The organism is Sulfitobacter sp. KMM 9851 (assembly GCF_057178245.1).
The window spans coordinates 2,299,670-2,318,633 of sequence record NZ_CM169991.1 but is presented as its reverse complement, the minus strand read 5'-3'; the positions used below and the strand labels follow the sequence as shown (position 1 = coordinate 2,318,633).

General features: G+C 59.5%; 20 protein-coding genes and 1 tRNA gene. 2 read left to right on the top strand and 19 right to left on the bottom strand.

All coding sequences use genetic code 11. The features are described from left to right. Positions 1-45: 45 nt before the first annotated feature. The 6 genes from AC1965_RS11480 to AC1965_RS11455 all read right to left on the bottom strand — a co-directional run bounded on the left by AC1965_RS11480 (position 46) and on the right by AC1965_RS11455 (position 5,195). The gene (locus AC1965_RS11480) at positions 46-843 is read right to left on the bottom strand and encodes a lytic murein transglycosylase (RefSeq protein WP_483884004.1); all 798 of its coding nucleotides are present in this window, start codon (positions 841-843) and stop codon (positions 46-48) included. An 88-nt stretch (positions 844-931) separates the two neighbouring features. Then, complete coding sequence (locus AC1965_RS11475) at positions 932-1,162, bottom strand: hypothetical protein (RefSeq protein WP_483884003.1); 231 nt, start codon at positions 1,160-1,162, stop codon at positions 932-934. Between the two features lie 145 nt (positions 1,163-1,307). Next, positions 1,308-2,453 carry an amidohydrolase gene (locus AC1965_RS11470; protein ID WP_483884002.1) on the bottom strand — a complete coding sequence of 382 codons (1,146 nt, stop codon included), beginning with the start codon at positions 2,451-2,453 and terminating at the stop codon, positions 1,308-1,310. Positions 2,454-2,604: 151 nt separating this feature from the next. Further along, positions 2,605-3,045, bottom strand: a complete 441-nt coding sequence (locus AC1965_RS11465) for an N-acetyltransferase family protein (protein WP_483884001.1) — start codon at positions 3,043-3,045, stop codon at positions 2,605-2,607. A gap of 348 nt (positions 3,046-3,393) precedes the next feature. After that, on the bottom strand, positions 3,394-4,800 hold the full coding sequence (gene glnA, locus AC1965_RS11460) for a type I glutamate--ammonia ligase (RefSeq protein ID WP_483884000.1): 1,407 nt from the start codon (positions 4,798-4,800) through the stop codon (positions 3,394-3,396). 56 nt (positions 4,801-4,856) lie between these two features. Next, positions 4,857-5,195 (bottom strand): P-II family nitrogen regulator, encoded by a 339-nt coding sequence (locus AC1965_RS11455; protein WP_483883999.1) that lies wholly within the window; start codon positions 5,193-5,195, stop codon positions 4,857-4,859. 209 nt (positions 5,196-5,404) lie between these two features. Between AC1965_RS11455 and AC1965_RS11450 the strand changes: the two genes are divergently transcribed. Then, a complete protein-coding gene (locus AC1965_RS11450; protein ID WP_483883998.1) occupies positions 5,405-6,262 on the top strand; it encodes an NAD(P)H-hydrate dehydratase in 858 nt (285 codons plus the stop codon). Here the strand turns inward: AC1965_RS11450 and AC1965_RS11445 are convergent. Beyond that, positions 6,259-6,780 carry a Hint domain-containing protein gene (locus AC1965_RS11445; protein ID WP_483883997.1) on the bottom strand — a complete coding sequence of 174 codons (522 nt, stop codon included), beginning with the start codon at positions 6,778-6,780 and terminating at the stop codon, positions 6,259-6,261. The two genes, AC1965_RS11450 and AC1965_RS11445, sit on opposite strands and share 4 nt — an antisense overlap. 138 nt (positions 6,781-6,918) lie before the next feature. Here AC1965_RS11445 and AC1965_RS11440 point away from each other — a divergent pair. Further along, positions 6,919-7,002 (top strand) — tRNA-Leu (locus AC1965_RS11440). A 234-nt stretch (positions 7,003-7,236) separates the two neighbouring features. Here the strand turns inward: AC1965_RS11440 and AC1965_RS11435 are convergent. From AC1965_RS11435 to AC1965_RS11380, 12 genes are all read right to left on the bottom strand, one after another. Continuing rightward, a complete protein-coding gene (locus AC1965_RS11435; RefSeq protein ID WP_483883996.1) occupies positions 7,237-7,611 on the bottom strand; it encodes a response regulator in 375 nt (124 codons plus the stop codon). Between the two features lie 258 nt (positions 7,612-7,869). Continuing rightward, complete coding sequence (locus AC1965_RS11430; protein WP_483883995.1) at positions 7,870-8,508, bottom strand: hypothetical protein; 639 nt, start codon at positions 8,506-8,508, stop codon at positions 7,870-7,872. A 952-nt stretch (positions 8,509-9,460) separates the two neighbouring features. Further along, on the bottom strand, positions 9,461-9,748 hold the full coding sequence (locus AC1965_RS11425) for a hypothetical protein (protein WP_483883994.1): 288 nt from the start codon (positions 9,746-9,748) through the stop codon (positions 9,461-9,463). A gap of 361 nt (positions 9,749-10,109) precedes the next feature. Next, the gene (locus AC1965_RS11420; protein WP_483883993.1) at positions 10,110-10,853 is read right to left on the bottom strand and encodes a hypothetical protein; all 744 of its coding nucleotides are present in this window, start codon (positions 10,851-10,853) and stop codon (positions 10,110-10,112) included. Further along, complete coding sequence (locus AC1965_RS11415) at positions 10,843-12,048, bottom strand: tyrosine-type recombinase/integrase (RefSeq protein WP_483883992.1); 1,206 nt, start codon at positions 12,046-12,048, stop codon at positions 10,843-10,845. Before AC1965_RS11415 ends, AC1965_RS11420 begins: the two co-directional genes overlap by 11 nt. Before the next feature lie 232 nt (positions 12,049-12,280). Beyond that, a complete protein-coding gene (locus AC1965_RS11410) occupies positions 12,281-13,210 on the bottom strand; it encodes an AEC family transporter (protein WP_483883991.1) in 930 nt (309 codons plus the stop codon). 71 nt (positions 13,211-13,281) lie between these two features. Continuing rightward, the gene (locus AC1965_RS11405) at positions 13,282-14,091 is read right to left on the bottom strand and encodes an MBL fold metallo-hydrolase (protein WP_483883990.1); all 810 of its coding nucleotides are present in this window, start codon (positions 14,089-14,091) and stop codon (positions 13,282-13,284) included. Continuing rightward, entirely contained in the window at positions 14,091-14,897 is an 807-nt protein-coding gene (locus AC1965_RS11400; protein ID WP_483883989.1) for a TatD family hydrolase, read from the bottom strand. The genes AC1965_RS11405 and AC1965_RS11400 overlap by 1 nt, the downstream gene beginning before the upstream one ends. Continuing rightward, positions 14,894-16,015, bottom strand: coding sequence for a DNA polymerase III subunit delta' (locus AC1965_RS11395; protein WP_483883988.1), 1,122 nt, complete (start codon positions 16,013-16,015; stop codon positions 14,894-14,896). Before AC1965_RS11395 ends, AC1965_RS11400 begins: the two co-directional genes overlap by 4 nt. A 39-nt stretch (positions 16,016-16,054) precedes the next feature. Beyond that, the gene (gene tmk, locus AC1965_RS11390; RefSeq protein ID WP_483883987.1) at positions 16,055-16,711 is read right to left on the bottom strand and encodes a dTMP kinase; all 657 of its coding nucleotides are present in this window, start codon (positions 16,709-16,711) and stop codon (positions 16,055-16,057) included. Then, positions 16,708-17,877, bottom strand: a complete 1,170-nt coding sequence (locus tag AC1965_RS11385) for a D-alanyl-D-alanine carboxypeptidase family protein (RefSeq protein ID WP_483883986.1) — start codon at positions 17,875-17,877, stop codon at positions 16,708-16,710. The genes tmk and AC1965_RS11385 overlap by 4 nt, the downstream gene beginning before the upstream one ends. 21 nt (positions 17,878-17,898) lie before the next feature. Then, positions 17,899-18,798, bottom strand: a complete 900-nt coding sequence (locus AC1965_RS11380) for an SPOR domain-containing protein (protein ID WP_483883985.1) — start codon at positions 18,796-18,798, stop codon at positions 17,899-17,901. Positions 18,799-18,964 lie beyond the last annotated feature (166 nt).

The following is an 18,964-nucleotide window of genomic DNA, read 5'->3' as shown; positions in this document are numbered from 1 at the left end:
GGAGGCGGTGGCCCGGCACCTAGACTGCATGTCCAGGTCGCTTTGTTACCCGTCGATCCGCGCGCCCATGATTGCGATGGCCTTTTGATAGACGCCGGCGGCATTCCACTGCTTTATCACGTTGAAATTGGCCTGACCTTCCTGATAGCCGGCGCCGGGCTGCCAGCCCTTTTGACGCAGGAAATTCGCGGTCGACGCCATCGCGTCCGCCTCACTGTAGAAATCGACACGGCCATCGCCGTTGCCGTCGACACCATAGCGCAGCGCATTGCCGGGCAGGAACTGCGTATGACCCAGCTCGCCATGTTTGGCACCCTTGGTATTGGCGGTGATCGCACCCCGGTCCACCAGCATCAGCGCCCCGATGGCATGCGGCACAAAGAAATCAGAGCGGCGGCAGTCATAGGCCAGTGTCGTGATCGCTGACACAACGGCACTGTCACCCATGAATCCGCCAAATCCGGTTTCCATCCCGTGAATGGCCAGCAGCACGCCCGCAGGCACACCGTAGCGCTGTTCCAGCGATTGATAGAACGCGGCGTTGCGCCCCTTGCGCTTGCGGCCCTGCGCCACGATCGTATCGGCCCCGCGCACCTGCATGAACTTGTCCAGGGAGTATTTAAACGATTTTTGGTTGCGGTCCGCCGCGATGGTCCCGGTGGCATATTGCGCCGAGGCCAGCGCATTAAGCCCCGCCTGCTTGACGCCTGCCGCCTTGGCTTCGGCCGCAAAGGCGGATTTCCAGGTGTTGAAACCGCCCGCGTTATTGCCGCATTGCGCCGCCAATGCGGGGCTTGCCAATGCTGCCAGAACGCTGCCGGTGATGAGAATGGATTTGAACATGTGCCTGTGGCCCTCGAACTGTAAATAACTTGGGCAAAGCTTAGCCCGGTTCGACGGGGTTTCAAATAGCAATAGCGGTGCGCGTCAATTAGTTGGCCAGCGCCACGACCCACTGATACTCCGGGACGGTCGCCACCCAGGCATAGGCGGTGCCGCCGGTCAGGATGCCCAGACCCACAAAAAATGGGAAGGTGAAGGGGTTGCGCTTGGGCCGTGCGGCGCGGCGCTTGGCCTTGCCAGCGGCGGCAATGGTATTGGGGGCGGTGCCGCTTTCGATCCGCGCAAGACGTTCTTGAAATGTTGTCGTTGAAACGGCCATCCGGCACCTCCTTGTCACTGTCTTGAACCAATCCTGCCCCGATGATGGGGCAGGAATGAGGCGCTGCGGTGACGCATTAAGGATTAGTTAATGGCGCTCAGGTTCTCGAGAGTGCCGCTGATGCAACCGGCGGCCCGCCTGCGCCTTACCCCAGTAAATCGCGCGCGATGCGTTCGAATATCGCGCTTCCGATTGGGATCAAATCATCGCAGAAATCGTAATCCGGGTTATGCAGCGCTGCATAATCTTTGCCCGGTCCAAGGCACAGCATCGCGGCACGCGCGCCCCAGCCAAAGACGCCGAAATCCTCTGACGCGCGCATCGGCACGCCCTGCTGCCCGTGCGCCACGCCAAGCGCGTCCATCGCCGCCACCGCCACATCATATGCGTGCGGGTCATTGATCGACGCCGCGAAATCATCGCAAACCTCGAACGCCACCGACAGTCCATGCTCTGCCGCCATCGCGCGGGCCAGCGCGCGCGCCTCATCTGCAATCGCGTCCTTGCCCGCATCGGTGGCGCTGCGCAGCGTGGCATAAACCACCGCATCACCGGGCGATATGCCAAAGCTCGGCTCCCCGATCTGAACATGGGTGATCGTGACCAGGCGAAACGCATCATCCAGTGTGCCGCCGTGTCCCAGCGCATCGAGGGCCGGCAGCAGCTTGGCCACCGCCAGCGCGGGCGAGGTGCCGGTTTCGGGCGTGGCGGCATGGGCCGTGGTGCCCCCCAGGCTGATCTTCAGCCCCAGCGAGGCGCAGTTGATCAAACCCGGACAACTTGCGACAAACCCAAATGGCCGCCCAGGTTCGATATGGATGGCAAAGGCCCAGTCCGCCGCAATCTGCTGATACTGCGGGTCCGCGACCACCGCCCGTGCGCCGCTGCCGTCCTCCTCGGCGGGTTGGAACATCAGCACCACCCGGCCCTTGGATACCGGCGCACGCGCGATCATCCGCCCCAGCGCCAGCAGCATCACCATATGCCCGTCATGGCCGCAGACATGGCTCTTGCCGGCGATCTGCGACGCCCAGGGGATGTCGTGCCGTTCGGTGATCGGCAGGGCGTCCAACTCGGCGCGGAACAAAACCGTGGGGCCGGGGGTGCCACTGTCAAACACCGCCGCCACCCCATGCCCGCCCAACCCGGTCAGGATCTGGCTTGGCTCCAGCATGCTGAGCGCCTCTGCAATGCGGCGCGCGGTCTCAACCTCTTGGCCCGACACTTCGGGCCTTTGGTGCAGCGCGCGGCGAAAGGCGGTCAATTCGATCAGGTCGGCGTTGCTAAGCATGTCTTGTCCTGCTGTCGGGTGGCAAAGATGCGACCAGCCACAGGCCGCCCCCTAAGGTGACCATAGGCCAGCGTCAGGTCAGCAAACAGGCCCATAATCAACACACCACCGGCCAGCAATCGCCGCCCCGCGTCGCCCGGCCTGTCGCTGGTCAGCGTCGATATTTCACGAACTCTGTCCGCTGCGCCACGCGGTCATAAAGGCCCTGCGCCACTGTATTGCTGTCGGCGGTCAGCCAATAGGTCTGCGCTGCGCCGTTTTCATCAGCCGCCGCATAGACCGCCTCGATCAGCCGCCGCCCGACCCCGCGCCCGCGGGCGGAAGGGGCGGCAAAGAGGTCTTGCATGTAACAGCGCGGTCCCCAGTCTGCGGTCGAGGGTAAAAAAAAGTAATGCGCGAACCCCAATAGCGCCGCCCCCTGCGCCGCGACCACGCCAAATGGCTGACCGGTGCCACGTTGCAGCGCGTCCCAAACACGCTGCGTGGTCCGGTCTTCGACACTGCGTTCATAAAACCGATTGTAGCCCTGCCAAAGCTGATGCCACCCGGCGCTATCGTCGGGCAGGAGGGGGCGAATTCTTACATCTGTCATGTGGGGGGCCTCGCTATGTTGTGACCCGCACCAAATCCGACAGCTGCGCGGATTTCAATCGCTTCCGTGATGTTGCGACTTGCCCCATGCCGGGCGGGCTTCATGCTTTGCTAACAATTGCGGCGCACGCGGCGTTAACCTGGCCATCCGCAGTTCGGCGTATGCACGCGCTGTGTACAGTCGGTGTACAGTTTGTGCATCTGCCAAATCCCTGTTCCCAAAGGCGTTAACCACGATTCGCACCGATGTCGTGCAATCGCGGCGCCGGGCGTTGCGCAGCCCGCGACGCAAAAGGGGCGCAGCCTGCGCTGCGCCCCTCCAAATCCGTCGCGGCCAAAGGCCCGCAGATCAGCAGCTATAGTACATGCCGAATTCAACCGGATGCGGTGTCTGCTCGTATTTGTGAACTTCTTCCATCTTCAGCGCGATGTAGCCTTCGATCTGATCGCGGGTGAACACATCACCGGCCAGCAAGTAGTCCATATCGGCCTGCAACTCTTCCATTGCTTCACGGAGTGACCCGCAAACTGTTGGAATGTCGGCCAATTCTTCGGCCGGCAGGTCATAGAGGTTCTTGTCCATGGCTTCGCCCGGATCAATCTTGTTCTTGATCCCGTCAAGGCCGGCCATCAGCAACGCAGAGAAGCACAGGTAGGGGTTGGCCGCCGGATCGGGGAAGCGGGCCTCGACGCGCTTGGCCTTTGGGCTCTCTGTCCATGGGATACGCACACAGCCCGACCGGTTGCGCGCGGAATAGGCGCGCAGAACAGGCGCTTCAAAACCGGGGACCAGACGCTTGTAGCTGTTGGTGGTCGGATTGGTGAAGGCGTTCAGCGATTTCGCGTGGGTCAGAATGCCGCCGATGAACCACAGCGCCTCCTGGCTCAGATCGGCATATTTATCGCCCGCAAACAAAGGCTTGCCGTCTTTCCAGATCGACATGTTCACGTGCATGCCCGACCCGTTATCGCCGTAGATTGGCTTGGGCATAAAGGTCGCGGACTTGCCGTACGCATGGGCAACGTTGTGGATGATGTATTTGTACTTCTGGATCTCGTCAGCCTGCTCGGTCAGGGTGCCGAAAATCAGCCCCAACTCATGCTGGCAAGAGCCGACTTCGTGGTGATGCTTGTCCACCTTCATGCCAAGGCGTTTCATGGTGCTCAGCATCTCGGCGCGCAGGTCTTGGGCTTCGTCCGTTGGGTTAACGGGGAAGTAGCCGCCCTTGAGACCGGGGCGGTGACCCATGTTGCCCATTTCGAAATCTGTGTCGGTGTTCCACGACCCGTCAGACGCATCAACTTCGTAGGATACCTTGTTGATCGTGTTGGAGTATTTCACATTGTCGAACAGAAAGAATTCCGCCTCGGGGCCAAAGTACGCCGTGTCGCCAATGCCCGAAGATTTCAGATAGGCCTCGGCCTTTTCTGCCGTGCCACGGGGGTCACGCTCATAGGATTCATTGGTGTCCGGTTCCACGATCGAGCAGTGTACGCAGATTGTGGTTTCGGCATAAAACGGGTCCACATAAGCCGATGCAACATCCAGCATCAGTTTCATGTCAGAGGCTTCGATCGACTTCCAGCCCGCGATGGAGGAGCCATCAAACATGAAGCCCTCTTCGAGGAAGTCTTCGTCAACCAGATCGGACACGATCGTGACGTGCTGCAATCTGCCGCGCGTGTCGGTAAAGCGGACGTCGACATATTCAATGCCTTCATCCTTGATCTTTTTCAGGAATTCCTGGTTGTTCATCTGTCCTGTCCTTTGTTAGCAAATTTTGTTTGTCTAGAGCGATTTACATCACTTTGTTAAAGCGCGTCCGAGCCGGATTCGCCGGTGCGGATGCGGATCGTCTGTTCAATGGGCGAGACAAAGATTTTCCCGTCCCCGATCTTTTCGGTCTTTGCGGCGTTGATGATCGCTTCGATCGCGGCATCAACCTGATCGTCGTCCAGAACCACTTCGACTTTCACCTTGGGCAGGAAATCCACGACATATTCCGCGCCCCGGTACAGCTCCGTATGGCCTTTCTGGCGGCCAAAACCTTTGACCTCGATCACGCTCAACCCTTGAACGCCGACGTCCTGAAGCGCCTCTTTCACTTCGTCCAACTTGAACGGTTTGATGATGGCTTCGATCTTTTTCATGGCTATCCCCTAGGCTTGAGCACGCGTGCTAGGCACGTCATTTCATCTTGTCCCCGATCGGTCCAGCGGGGTGCGCAGGGTATGATGGCCTGCGCGGCAATAATTTCAAGGGACGCCCAAGTTATAGGCGGTCTGCTCAAAAGATGAGCAAAAGTAAAACGTGGCATCCGGGTCTGTATCTTTGGCACGTTGTCAGTGCATCATTGGGTATGAAAATCACCGAGATCACGCAAGATTCCATAGATATCCGCGCACTGCGCAAAGGGGCTGGGCACAAGTATGATCACGGCCACGCGTTGGTGGTCTGCGGCGGGCCGGGGCAAACAGGTGCAGCACGGTTGGCGGCGCGGGGTGCGTTGCGGATCGGCGCAGGCGCGGTAAGCCTTGCCGTATCACCTGCCGCCCAGATGGAGGTCGCGGGCCACGTGACCGCCGTAATGCTGCGGCGCGTGACAGACGGCCGCGCAATGTATGGTTTGCTACAGGATCCGCGGATAAACGCAGTGTGTATCGGGCCGGGCATGGGGATGTCAGCGCGCGAGGCGGCGTTGGTGCGCTGCGTGCTCGACAGCGGCGCTGCGACAGTGATGGACGCTGACGCGCTGACCTTGCTGGCGCAGGATGCGGCGCTGTTTGCTCTGCTGCACAAGGGGTGCGTGCTGACCCCCCATGTTGGCGAATTTACGCGGCTGTTCCCGACGCTGGCGGCACGGTGGGCAGATGATCCTGCCTATTCGAAATTGCAGGCTGCCCGAGACGCGGCGCAGTTGGCAGGATGCACCGTCCTGCTCAAGGGGGTCGAGACCGTGATCGCAGCGCCCAGCGGCATGTGCAGCATTCATCACGCCACAGGCGACCGCGCGGTGCCCTGGTTGGCCACGGCAGGGGCAGGGGATGTTCTGGCAGGGTTCATCACTGGACTGTTGGCGCGGGGCTGGTCCACACTGGCTGCGGCGCAGACCGCCACGTGGCTGCACGTGGAATCTGCGCGTCAATTTGGCCCCGGCCTGATTGCCGAGGACCTACCCGATGGCTTGCCGCACGTGCTGCGGCAATTGGGGGTTTAGGCGGCGTGCAGCACCGCGCCGCGGGCGCGAGCCGCATCAGCAGTGCCCAGTTCCAGCCCATCAGCGTACAGGATATGCGGGCTGTCGCAGAAGATCTGGATAAGGGTAGTTTCCTGTTCGCCCAGATCGGAGATGAATTCATTATCCACCAACGCACGTGCTGCAACCAAAGCGCGTTCAGAACTGAACAGCGCCCGTGCGCGCCAATCGCGGATCAGCACCATTTGGTCGCCCGCCAATTGCGCATCGCGTTCAGGCCGCGTGTGCCCCAGCGATCCAGCGGCAAGTGCGATCAGTCGCACTTTGCGAGTTGTCCGTTGGATATGTTGAATCTTGGAAATCCCGCTGTCGCGCGTGATCACCTTGTCGCCAACAGACAGGAATTCCACCGGAATTTCACCATCAAGCGTCAGGATCATTGCGCCTTGTACCAGACCTGTATCCAGGACGGCGTAGGGAGTAAACTGGCCCGCATGGCGATCTGTGTCGCCTACGCGCCCGACCGTATTCGGTTTCATGGGCGTCTCTTTCTTGTTTTAACCTGCCTCAGGTTGTGCACAGCATATGCGAATATCTGCTTAATGTCTTGTGTTTTTTCCTCTCGCATCTGCCGCAAGGGTTTGCTAATCAGCGCCAGTCGCCTGATGGCGGCACGTGCGGGTGTGGCGGAATTGGTAGACGCACCAGATTTAGGTTCTGGCGCCTATGGCGTGGGGGTTCGAGTCCCTTCACCCGCACCATTTTATTGTAAATTTTGCATATATAACAATTAGTTAGATATATTACCTAAATATTAATCCCCCTTAGAGTCCCCCTTTCATGTCGTGATGAGGGCCTGAGAATGCCTATATTTGGGAAAGTAGTAAACTTTGTCGCTTCGACTGTGAGTCTGCCGCCACTTCGCGCGCAAAACCGAGGATATTCGGTCGGACGATAGGCAGGAGCTTCAAGTGGATGCATCTTGCGCCCTTATTCTAACCGGTCTTACCCATGGCATCTTCGACGCGCTTGCTTAACTGCATTGGATCGAAAGGTTTGGCTATGACATCTAACGCCCCTAAGTCCCATAGCTCTATGTGCTCGGTCTCATGAGCGCGCGCAGTCATAAAGATGACTGGCACTTTATCTAGTCCCGGACGCTTACGTAGTTCCCTCAGCGTTTCCGGCCCGGTTAGCCTTGGCATCATGTAATCGAGCAAAAGAACATCCGGTGTGAAGCTCTCCACAGCGCGTAATGCCTCTTTGCCGGACAGGCACATTGTCACTTCGAAGGTGCCATGTATTTCGAGCGATAACTTAGCAATCTCTAGAATGTCGGATTCATCATCAACATGGAGCAGTTTTAACATTAAGGCACTCCGAACAGGTGTAAGCTAAGATAGCCCTATTTTTGAACTGTTAGGCAAAGGAAAAAGTCCTTCTTACCGGACAAACTTTTTTCAAAAAAAAACTCAATTTCAATAAGCCCGTTAGCAATACGGCCCCCCGCCAAGTTTGCAGAGGGCCGCTCATGCTGAAAATTTCTCTCTAAAATACAATGAGACACCTAACCGTAAATCTTGTCTAAACATTGCCGAGAAAAGGACTGCCAGAAGGCGGGGAATGCCTTAATTGAAAAACATCTCTCGCTCTTCCGCGCTGAGAAGGTATGCAAATTTTGCTATGAAAAGCTGGTCTGCTTCGCTCTCGCACCACTCAATCTCAAACCGCTTCTTTTGATATGTCCGTTCCCACATGCCCTTGGGTTTTGGCGCAATCCAATGTGCGGTGCCGGGTTCGCCGCCCAGCGCGGTGCGTAGTTTGTTGGCGCGGCGCAACATGCGGTCATAGCGCGGCTCTGACTGGCTGGTGTAGGCGATGCTGTAGCAATGGCGGCACAGGAAGTATCTGCCCCCCGCGAACATCTTGCCGACCCGGCGTAGGCAATGCCGACCGTTGATAATGCCGTTACACATGAAATAGGGGCGAGTGCCGCCATAGTGACACTCTGCATAGGTCAGGGGAATCGTTTGCGTGATGTTTTCCCAATCGCCGCCATAGATGCGCACCTTGTAGTCCAAGACAAAATGACGTTCGGTCGCGTGATATCCAATGCGCCCCGTTTCAGTGCCATCTCTTGACCAGACCCAATGACCGCGCCTGCCGGGGCTTAGACAGCCTTCGCGGTGCAATCGGTTCACATCCAGCGACTTGGTATGCTCTGCCTTCTGTTTGTAGCCCCTGCGTCCTGATCCATAACCGCCCATGCAATGCCCCCCAATATTTTTACGAAATCATTAGTCAAGTTGAGGCTCTATCGGTGCGATGAAACCAAATTCTCTGAATTGTGGATGCGCTTGTTTGGCATCCCGCATCGGTCCCGAAAATGTGCGTGCCAAATCTTTGACCGCCCCCCACCTTTCTTCTCTGCCTATGGCTAAATGTATATATGTCCCATTTGATGTGACGCGGTTGCTGGTCGATTTGGTAGTAAGCGTCACATATTCTGGGCATGACTGCGCCCAGCGCAAAACGATGCACAAGATTTGTGACAAGGCATGCACAATATTCATGCGGGGATTCTCCAGTTTTTGAATGCCAGCGATGCTCTATTACCGTCTATCGTAGAGGCCTCCGCCAACGCCCAAGTCGAAGCGCGGCCAACGCCAGACGGACCTAGGTGCGGCGCGCGCGTCATATGAATGAACCCACGTTCCTCTAGCATCTTGAACCAAGGCCCAACCGTGTTGCGATGAACGTGCAAGGCAATCGCCGCGTCGCGGTGGCTTAGAAATATCTCGCCATTGTTTGCACCGTTGTAGCGCCGCTTAAGTTCGATGTAGAGCGCGCGCGGGCCAGGGGGTAGGGTCGCCCAAGCTGGTGTCGCCAACACCCATTCGGGAAGCTGGACGAAACGCCCAGCCCCCCTCTTTTTGTGTTTGTAGGGTTTACCTGCCATCAGCGCTTATCCACGGTAAGACAGGCCAGCCAGAGCCGCACAGCGGTCAATTGGCATACGCAGCCGCCCAGCGATACCCAAGCACCTTCAGCGGCTCCCTGAGCGGTCCTGCGGGCCATCACGTGCCATTTGCCTCTATCTCTCGTTAAGCGTGTATGCGGGTTAGTCATGCGTACCCCCATAGTGCAGCGCCCAGATAAGGCGGGCTTGGGTATCGGTCAGACCGTATTGGCGGCAAAGGCGACGAATGATTGCCATGCTCATTCCACACCCCCAACATCTGCCAACGCGCGCGCGGATCGGGGGAAGCGTAGCTTGCTCCGGTCGATATCTGCCTTCAGCGAATAATGCGCCACGTTTTGCGGGCCGCGATATTCTGCATGGATGGGCCAGCCGTAGTGATGGCGCAGCCGATGAATGATAGCGCCCAGTCGCCAGCCCTTAACCTCGCGTATTTCAGTCTTGTGGCTGATGGTTCGCTTGTCCAACAGCGCCTTGCAGGTCCAGAACACTTGAGAGTCGCAAGAGTAGAATTGGTCATGTGACATTGAGAAATCCTTACGGTTGATGCCGCAAGGCGCTGGGCGTAGAGTGCAGACATTCCTACCACGGAAAACGCTACATCCGCCGCCCATGCTCCTTGCATGGCTGGGGGTGTAGTTATTCAGCATTTGCTTGAAGGGTGGCGTCGATATCGGCTTCGTTCCAGTAGAGGCGCGAGCCAATTTTAGTTGGTCTGGGAAGGCGACCTAATTCTACGTCGCGGTAAATGGTCGTGCGACCTCTGCCGCCCAGTTTGGATTGGAGCTGACTAAATGAGAGGTACTTTGTCGTTCTGTCTTGAGTGAGCATGAGCGTGTCCTGTGCTGTTTCACAGGGCATTTGTCCCACACAAACAAGCTCGGAAAATTACCAGTTACCAACGAATTCCACGTTCGAACTGGTAATGTTGTCCAATGCACGGAGCGCCGAGCGGGCGGAGGGAACACATTCGATATCACGGTCATACAGAGCGAACAGTTCGTGTAAGAGTTCCTCCAGAAAGACCCCGAATGGACCGGGCGCATCGGCGTGGGCTGTACGAGGTGCATCGTCACCCGTTCGGACCTTCCACGCAATAGCGGCTAGCCGAGTCGTTGCGCAAACGCTCCAATCGACCTTCTTTTGCACACCGTCGATTTGCATCATGCAATTTACTGATTCTGCTGCAGTGTGTACCCTACGAAGTAGCTCCCAAAACCAGTCAGGGTCGAAAGCCATCGCTGCGGCCATATCATTACTTGGATCGTCTTCTTCGATTTCATCAATAAGAAAACCCGTAGTCAAAATTTCGTAGTCACCGATGTTATCGAATTCCGGCTTAGGAAGTTCATTTTGGGTAAACCTCTTCGGTAGTTCCTGATCCAAGAGCCTTTTAGACACATCGCTTAATGTGAAATATTGAGATTGTGCCTTTCTTAGTAGAACGGCCAGTTCCTCCAAGACAGATGCGTCCTCTTTGACCAGACTGAATTTTCGTGGTCCTGCGCCGAAAAACTCAAAGAACTTCAACGCGAGCATTTCGTTACCATAGCCCGAAAGGAACGTTTCCCAGTTTCGTTCTGGTGGCAGGTGTTTCGCTATAATAGGTCGAAGAGCCAAATCATTCCGCAAAGCTTGACCCTCGCAGCGCCACGATATTTTTTGTGAGCGTAGTCGACGTGAATTTCGCCCAACGCTCCATAAGCGTCCTCCGTTGCTCCAAATAATCCGTTCGCTTGTACGCTTGCACGGTCTTGGACCCGACAACATGGCTGATACACATCTCCGCCACGTCGTGAGGCGCGTTTGTGGCCTCTGCCAACCAGACGCGCAGCGAAGTGCGGAAACCGTGAGGGCGCTCAACCATGCCCCGCCGCTTCATAAACTCCGTCATGGTCATGTCCGAAATTACGCCACGCCTTACACTGGGGAATAGGAACCCGTCGCGAGCAAACTTGCGGGCCTCTGCAATGACGCGCTGGGCCTCTGCCGACAATGGGATACGGAAATCTTTGGTCGCATCTTTGCGCCCCTTCATGCCCTCTGCCGGGATGGTCCAAACATCCCCCTCGATTTGATCAACATGGATATGCCGCACCGGCCCAGAGCGCGCTCCGGTCAGGATAAGTAGGCGCAAGGCCAGTTCTGTGATGCTGCCGCCTAGAGACTGATAGAACGCTGGCACCTCTTGCCAAGGCAGGGATGGCACGTTCGTTACAGTGTGCCGCTGACGCCCTAGTAGCGCCTTTGCCTTATCTGTGGCTTGCAGATCAACGTCTAGGCCCAGCGCCGCCGCATGTCGTAGAACGATGTTTAGGCGGCTCATCGCCTTTTCGGCGGTAGCGGCTTTAGTATGCCAGATTGGGGCCAACGTGTCGCGAATGTCTCGTTGGTCGATATCCGCAACAGGCACTTGCCCCAGCTTTGGCAAGATGTGCAATTCAAGGGGGGAAAACCAGCGCCCCGCCTTGCCATCGCCTTTAAGTTCCGCCTTGCGGCTTTCAAAGGCGTCCAAAGCGATATCTGCCAGTTTGTGAATGTTGCGGGCCGCTTCACGTCGCTGCCGTTCCCGCTCCTTGATCGGGTCCAGACCTTCACGGACCAACCTTCGCCATTGGTCAGCAGACTCACGCGCCTCTTTTAATGACACGTCGGGATAAGCCCCTAGGCCCATCTCGCGCCGCCTGCCATGTGGCGTGACACGCAACACCCATTGCGCGCCGCCATCGGGTCGCTTGACCAGCCAAAGGCCTCCGCCATCCGCATGTTTGCCAGCAGGCGCGGCCTTGACCGCCGATGCACTTAGTCGATTAGTTGCGCGGCCCATTTTCAATCCACCTCTCTATCCCCCTCAATATATGGTATGCCGTGGGGTGTTGTGAAGTGTCATGAAATAGGAAGTTCAATAAATACGCCTATTTTATTGACGGTTAGGCGCGCCACGGTGCGTCCTGATATGGGACTTGGATGCCCTTCACCCGCACCAACATCCCTTTTTACATATAATGAGGCGACGCAGGATTGCGCTTGGGCGGCTGCAATTGCCGGTATAAATGGACCTAGCCCAGCACCGTTAGCCATAACCACACCGTCAGGATTGACCCCGAAGTGGCCATCAACACCGATGTCGCCGCCACGCGGCGTGCGCGGCCGTACATATTGGCAAAGATATAGGCATTAAAGCCCGGCGCCATGGCTGCGGTCAGCACGCCCGAGCGAAAGGCATCTTGGGGCAAGTTTAGCGCGCTGCCAAAGCTCCAGACCAGCGCGGGATGCACCATCAGCGCAATGGCGCAGACCATGGCGATGGCTTTCATGTCGCCTTCGGGCCGGTATTGCAGCAGCACGCCGCCAAGGGCAAAGAGGGCGGCGGGCAGTGCGGCACGCACAATGAGCGACAGCGCGTCATCCACCACGCCGGGAATCGGCAGGCCGGTGAGGTTGACGGCAAAACCGCCCAGGATCGCGAGGACCAGCGCATTGCTGAACATCGCACGGCCGACGTTGCGCGCCAGTGACATGCCAGATTGGCCCCGATTGCGGACAAATTCCATCACGGTGATTCCCAGCCCATAGCAAAAAGGGGCGTGGAACGACACGATCGCATAGTTGCCCGCCAGCGCGTCCACGCCGTAGGCGCGTTCGGTAATGGGCAGGCCGAGCAGGATCGAGTTTGAGAACAGGCAACAGAACCCAATCACCACGCAGTCCTCCCAATCACGGCGAAACAGCACACGTGCGCCAAAGATACCGAGCGCGAAGCAAAGTGCGGCACCTGCATAGAAGCTGGCCAGCAGACGCGGGTCATAGGAGATGCTGAGGTCCAGCCGCGCGATGGCTTGGAACAACAGGCAGGGGATCGCGAAATTCTGAGTGAATTTCATCACCCCGTCGATGCCGGACACAGGAAACAGTCCGCGCCAAACCGCGACATAGCCAAAACCGATGACAAGAAAGACTGGCAGGATGACGTCGAGGAGGGTTTGCACGCGGGGCTCGGGCCTTTGCTTGGGGCGACGGCGGGAGCGGGGGTTTCAGACCTCCGTACCCCCGTGGAGGTCTAGTCAGCGAGATGAAGTGGGAAGGTCAGGGTGAGCCCGTCGTAGGCCGGTTGGATGTGATCTGGGGTTTCGGAGGCGACCGTGTGGTAATCCAGGTCGTTGTGCATATTGGTCAGCACCGCCGTTTCAGGGGCGGCACGGGCGATCCACTCAAGGGTCTGGGCATAATGACTGTGGGTCGGATGGGGGTCGCGGCGCAGGGCGTCTACGATCCAGCAGCGCAGACCGTGGACCAGCGGCCAGCTTTCGTCCGGGATGGCGGATACATCGGGCAGATAGGCGATGTCGTCAAACCGGAAGCCTAGGGCGTCGATGCTGCCGTGGGCAACGGTGAAGGGGGTAAATGTGATCGGGCCGCCTGCGCCTTCGATCCGCACATCGCCCGTGATGTCGTGCATGTCGAGGATCGGCGGATACATCGAGCCGGGAGGCTGGATAAAGGCATAGGCGAAACGCTCGAACAAGGCCGCGCGGGTCGGGGTGTCGGCCCAGACGGGCAGGCGGGCGCGCATGTTGATGACGATCATGCGCAGATCATCCAATCCGTGCACGTGGTCGGCATGGGCATGGGTATAGATCACCGCGTCGAGCCGTCCAACATGCGCGTCGAGCAGTTGGCTGCGCATGTCGGGTGAGGTGTCGATCAGTACGGTGGTGGTGCCTGCCTCTGTCGCCCGTTCCACCAGCAGTGAACAACGGCGGCGGTGGTTTTTCGGCTCGGCCGGGTCGCACGCGCCCCAGTGACCGCCCAGCCGTGGCACCCCGCCGGAGGAGCCGCAGCCGAGGATGGTAACGCGCAGCTCAGCCATCAGGTGCTCGCCTGCCATGCGGCGGCTTTGGCAAAGAGGTGATCAAAATTTGCCTGAGTCTGGGCGGCAAATTCGGCGTAGTCGAGACCGAATGTTTCGGCGGCGCGGCGCGCTGTGTGCGCGGTAAAGGCAGGTTCATTCGGACGGCCCCGGTGGGGTGGCGGTGCAAGGTAGGGCGCATCGGTTTCCACCAAAATGCGGTCGAGCGGTGCATTGGCAAAGATGTCTCGCAGCTCGGTCGATTTAGGGAAAGCGGTGATGCCGGACATCGACAGGTAGAACCCCAGATCAAGCGCCACGCGGGCCAGTTCGGCTGTGGAGGAAAAGCAGTGCATGACGCAGGTGTAGGCCCCCTGTGCGTGTTCCTCGCGCAGGATGCGGGCCATGTCATCGTCGGCGTCGCGGGCGTGGATGATCAAGGGCAGGCCACTGTCACGCGCCGCTGCGATATGGATGCGCAGCGACGTCTGCTGCACGTCGGCACTGTCAGCGGTGTAGTGGTAATCAAGCCCGGTTTCGCCGATGCCAACCATTTTGGGGTGCCGTGTAAGGGCCAGCAACGCATCGGTGCTGGTCAGTGGTTCTGTCGCGGCGGACATCGGGTGGGTGCCTGCGGCATAGAACACTGGCGCGTGGGCCTCGGCGATGGCGCGCACGGCGGGTTCGTTTTTCAGCTTGGTGCAGATCGTGACCATGCGCGTCACCCCCGCTTCTGCCGCGCGGGCGATAACGGCGGGCAGGTCTTCGATCAATCCGGGGAAATCGAGGTGGCAGTGGCTGTCGGTGATCGGTGGCGTGTTGGTCATCTGGTCCCGTTTGCTGTCTGGCCCATTTGCCGCAGGGTATCTAGGACCAGTGCAGCAGGGTCAAGGTTGACCGCAAGCCCGTGGCGGGCGCGGGTGGAAATGGCCTGTGCTGTATCGGCCCAGGCGCGGCCCTGCGCGGGTGTGGGTGATAGCCGTTGCAAGGTGGCGCTTTCATTGGGGCTGGCTTCTTGCGCGGGGGGGGCACCGGTGGCGCCGGTGCGGGCCAGCCGCACCAGCAGCAGGTCGAGCAGCGCAAAAAGCAGATCAAGCCGGGCCTCGGCCCCCCGTTGGGCCGCAGATTCAGCAAGTTTGATGGCGCGGGCGCGGTCCAGCCGTGGCAGGGTGCCGATCAGGCTTACCAAATCGCTATAGAGGTCGAGCCCATTCATCAGTGACAGGCGCAGCGCCCCACCGACGGACCCGCCCGACAATTCTGCCAGCGCCGCCGGGTCGCCTTGGATGTTGACGCCGGAACCGGCCAGGGCGTGCGCCATCTGATCAGCGTCCAGCGTGCCCAGCCGCAAGATGCGGCAGCGCGAACGTATGGTGGGCAACAGTCCCGAGGGCCGGTGGCTGATCAACAGCAGCACCGCCCGCTCGGGGGGCTCTTCGAGCATTTTGAGCAGCGCATTGGCGGCGTTGGGGTTCATTTCATCGGCATCGTCGATGATCACCACGCGGCGGCCCCCGTCGGCGGCTGACATCTGAAAAAAGCCGTTCAGCGCGCGAATGTCGTCAACCACGATCTGCTTGCGCATGCGCTTGGTCTCGGGGTTGAGGCTGCGGGTGACGGATTTCAGCCCACCTTCGGCGCGCGCGGCCATGCGACGCGCGACGGGGTGATCGGACGCGATATCCAGCGTTGTGGACGGCGGGGCGGTGAACATGCCGCCATCGTCGGGGTCGGGCGTGGCCAGCAGGAACCGCGCGATCCGCCAGGCCAGCGTCGCCTTGCCCACGCCGCGCGGGCCGGTCAGCATCCAGGCGTGGTGCATCTTGCCACTGTTGAACGCCTCCAGAAACGCGGCTTCGGCGCTGTCCTGGCCAATAAGGCGCTCGGTATCGCGGGGGTGCGGCGCACCTTCGATACGGTCAGGTTGGGGGATGTCGTCACTCATGGCACGGGTCTATCAGGTTTGCGGGCCGATGGAATGGGGTCAGCGGCGTTGTCGGCTATTTTTGAGATGCGCCAGCGCTGTGGCAGTGACATCGGTGGCCACGGCATCCATGCCACGCGCGCCGTCAATCACGACAAACCGGTCTGCATACTGCTCAGCCAGCGCCAGAAATCCGGCACGCATCTTTTCCTGCAGATCGACGCCAAAATCTTCAAACCGTTCCTCGACGGTATTGCGTGCCAACGCGCGGTTCAGCCCCTGGGCCGGGTCCATGTCGATGAGGATGGTCAGGTCGGGCTCGACCCCGATCATGCGGTCGTGCAGGTCATCGACCATCTGGCGCAGATCGCCGCGCGACAGGCCCTGGTACATGCGGGTGCTGTCGGCGAAGCGGTCACAAATCACGACCTTGCCTGCGTCAAGGGCGGGACCGATTGTGCGTTCGAGATGATCACGACGGGCGGCGGTAAACAGCAATATCTCGGTCTGGGGGGACCAGCGGTCAGGGTCGCCTTGTAACACCAGCGCGCGGATTTCCTCGGCCCCCGGACTGCCGCCGGGTTCGCGGGTCAGGACAACATCGCGCCCTTCGGTGCGCAGATATTCGGCCAACCGTTTCGCCTGGGTCGATTTGCCAGACCCGTCGATGCCTTCAAAGCTGATGAACAGACCGCGGTCAGTGGCACCAATTGTCACGAAGCATCCTGTGGGCCGGCATTGAGGCGGGCCAGAAGGTGCTGCGCTGCGGCGGTGATCTTGACCATGAAACCACCCGGCGCGACCCCGGCAGAGGCGATCAGGGGCACGCGCACGTCGGGCAGGCCATCGCGTGTCAGGACCAGTTCGGCCAGTTCGTCACCCTTGGTAACAGGGGCGTGAAAGGGGCCTTTGTACACAACTTCAGCTTTCATTTCCTGTCCGCCCGCGACGGGGGCCAGAACTGACAGGTCTTCTTTCAACTCCAGACCGACGCTGGTTGCTTCGCCCATGGCGACGGGGGCCTCGGCCAATTGCGTGCCCGCCTTGCCCAATTCACGCTGAGAAAACTGGCGGAAGGCCCAATTTACGATGGCCTCGGATTCCTGCGCGCGGTCGGCGGCACTGGTCAGGCCAGACAGTACGAAAACGACCCGGCGGTTACCCTGTTTGGCCGACCCTACCAGGCCATAGCCCGCCTCTGTTGTGTGGCCGGTCTTCAGGCCGTCGGCACCGATCCCAAGACCCAGCAGCGGATTGCGGTTGGATTTGTTCTGTGGGGCGCGGTTGTCGAAGGCAAATTCCTTTTCCGCAAACAGCGGATAGAACTGCGGGAAATCCTCGATGATGCGCTGCGCCAGCAGGCCCAGATCGCGCACCGACATCAGGTGACCCGCTTGCGGCCAGCCGTTGGAATTGGCAAAGGTTGAATTCGTCATACCCATCTGCTGTGCCCGCTGCGTCATCAGCCGGGCAAAGCCGTATTCGGTGCCATCGGGGCTCAGCGCCTCTGCGATAACGGCACAGGCGTCGTTGCCTGACAGCACGATGATCCCGCGCAGCAGGTCTTCGACCTTGACGCGGTCTGTGGTGTCCAGAAACATCGTCGAGCCGCCATAGGACATCGCATGTTGCGACACTGGCAATTCCTCAACCAGGTCCAGACCGCCGTCCTGCTTGCCGCGCTCGATCGCCTCGAACGCCATGTAAAGCGTCATCAGCTTGGACATGGAGGCAGGCGGCAGGGGTTCGTCGGCGTTCTTGTTCAGCAGCACGGTGCCGGTGGTCTGGTCGATCACATAGGCCGCTGTCGCCTTGGTATCAAAGGCGGCGGCAGGCTGGAACGATAGGATCAGCGCCAGGGCGGCGGCGAATGGGCGGATCATGGCGTTTAGTCCTCCGGTAGGTCAGTTCGACACAGCGTAGGCGTCGGAAAAGCCTTCGGCCTTGATCGCTTTGATCAGGCTGTCCAGCTCGGATTGGGTGGCGGCAGGGCCGACAAGCACGCGCCAAAAGGCCTTGCCGTTGATTTCGCTGCGCTTGACGGCAGGCACCATGCCTGCGCCACGCATCTGCTTGGCTGTGCGTTCAGCATTCGCTTCGACGCTGAAGATGCCAAGCTGCACATAGGGTTTGGCCAATTTCGATGCCGCGCGTTCCGGGGCAGGGGCCGGTTTTGCAGGCGCCGTGGGCGCAGCGGCGACCGGTGGCGTGGGGGCCGACGCGTCAATCGCGGCTCCTGCATCGGCGACGGGATCAAGGGCCGTGGCCGTCACATCAGACGGTGCTGCGACCCCAGCGGCGTCAAGCGCGCTGTCGTCAGCCTCGGGTGCCGCGGATTCTTCGCGTCGCAGCGCGGTGACGTTTAAAGGCGCGGGGGCTCCGGCCAGAATACCAAGTGCTGCGGCAGCATCCGACGAGATCTGCAGCTTTGGTCCCGGCAGATCACGTTCACGTCTGAACAGCGCGCCAATCACGAATTTTCCATTCGCTTCGTTGCGAATGATCACCCGTTCTGGGTCCGTTACATCGGGGTGCGCGACCCAGACGCCACCCAACGATGGCCGCCCGTCCCAGAGCCCCTGATCCGTGACAGAAAAGACATCCGGTGCTTCAACGTCGCGTTCAACCAGTTTGGTCGAGGTGGCGGCCCCGGCACTGGCAGACGCTGATTTGCCCTTGCCCACAGGCATGGCGAATTTGCCGTTATCGTCGCAAGCCGCCAAGAGGCCCAGTGACAACACCGCCCCCGTCAGTAGCCGCACCGTGCGGTGTGGATTGCGCATCGGGTAAAATGGCCTGCTCATGTTTTGCTGTCCTTGCCTGCTGGTGCCGCACAGAGGCGGACCGATCTTGCCGAATGTCAGGGCCGTTGTTTCGGCACGTCTGATTACCCCATCAACGGGGCTTTGGCGCACATTAGCCTGCATGAGCGCACCTGAAAAGGCCGGGCTTGGCCAATCGGCAATTTTC

Excerpts from the sequence above, each read along its gene's own strand:
- AC1965_RS11465 (WP_483884001.1), bottom strand. The coding sequence starts at position 3,045 with ATGACAGATGTAAGAATTCGCCCCCTCCTGCCCGACGATAGCGCCGGG.
- AC1965_RS11480 (WP_483884004.1), bottom strand. The coding sequence starts at position 843 with ATGTTCAAATCCATTCTCATCACCGGCAGCGTTCTGGCAGCATTGGCA.
- AC1965_RS11470 (WP_483884002.1), bottom strand. The coding sequence starts at position 2,453 with ATGCTTAGCAACGCCGACCTGATCGAATTGACCGCCTTTCGCCGCGCG.
- glnA (WP_483884000.1), bottom strand. The coding sequence starts at position 4,800 with ATGAACAACCAGGAATTCCTGAAAAAGATCAAGGATGAAGGCATTGAA.
- AC1965_RS11435 (WP_483883996.1), bottom strand. The coding sequence starts at position 7,611 with ATGTTAAAACTGCTCCATGTTGATGATGAATCCGACATTCTAGAGATT.
- AC1965_RS11430 (WP_483883995.1), bottom strand. The coding sequence starts at position 8,508 with ATGGGCGGTTATGGATCAGGACGCAGGGGCTACAAACAGAAGGCAGAG.
- AC1965_RS11395 (WP_483883988.1), bottom strand. The coding sequence starts at position 16,015 with ATGAGTGACGACATCCCCCAACCTGACCGTATCGAAGGTGCGCCGCAC.
- AC1965_RS11380 (WP_483883985.1), bottom strand. The coding sequence starts at position 18,798 with ATGAGCAGGCCATTTTACCCGATGCGCAATCCACACCGCACGGTGCGG.
- AC1965_RS11425 (WP_483883994.1), bottom strand. The coding sequence starts at position 9,748 with ATGTCACATGACCAATTCTACTCTTGCGACTCTCAAGTGTTCTGGACC.
- AC1965_RS11450 (WP_483883998.1), top strand. The coding sequence starts at position 5,405 with ATGAAAATCACCGAGATCACGCAAGATTCCATAGATATCCGCGCACTG.
- AC1965_RS11385 (WP_483883986.1), bottom strand. The coding sequence starts at position 17,877 with ATGATCCGCCCATTCGCCGCCGCCCTGGCGCTGATCCTATCGTTCCAG.
- AC1965_RS11455 (WP_483883999.1), bottom strand. The coding sequence starts at position 5,195 with ATGAAAAAGATCGAAGCCATCATCAAACCGTTCAAGTTGGACGAAGTG.
- AC1965_RS11475 (WP_483884003.1), bottom strand. The coding sequence starts at position 1,162 with ATGGCCGTTTCAACGACAACATTTCAAGAACGTCTTGCGCGGATCGAA.
- AC1965_RS11405 (WP_483883990.1), bottom strand. The coding sequence starts at position 14,091 with ATGGCTGAGCTGCGCGTTACCATCCTCGGCTGCGGCTCCTCCGGCGGG.
- AC1965_RS11400 (WP_483883989.1), bottom strand. The coding sequence starts at position 14,897 with ATGACCAACACGCCACCGATCACCGACAGCCACTGCCACCTCGATTTC.
- AC1965_RS11415 (WP_483883992.1), bottom strand. The coding sequence starts at position 12,048 with ATGGGCCGCGCAACTAATCGACTAAGTGCATCGGCGGTCAAGGCCGCG.
- AC1965_RS11445 (WP_483883997.1), bottom strand. The coding sequence starts at position 6,780 with ATGAAACCGAATACGGTCGGGCGCGTAGGCGACACAGATCGCCATGCG.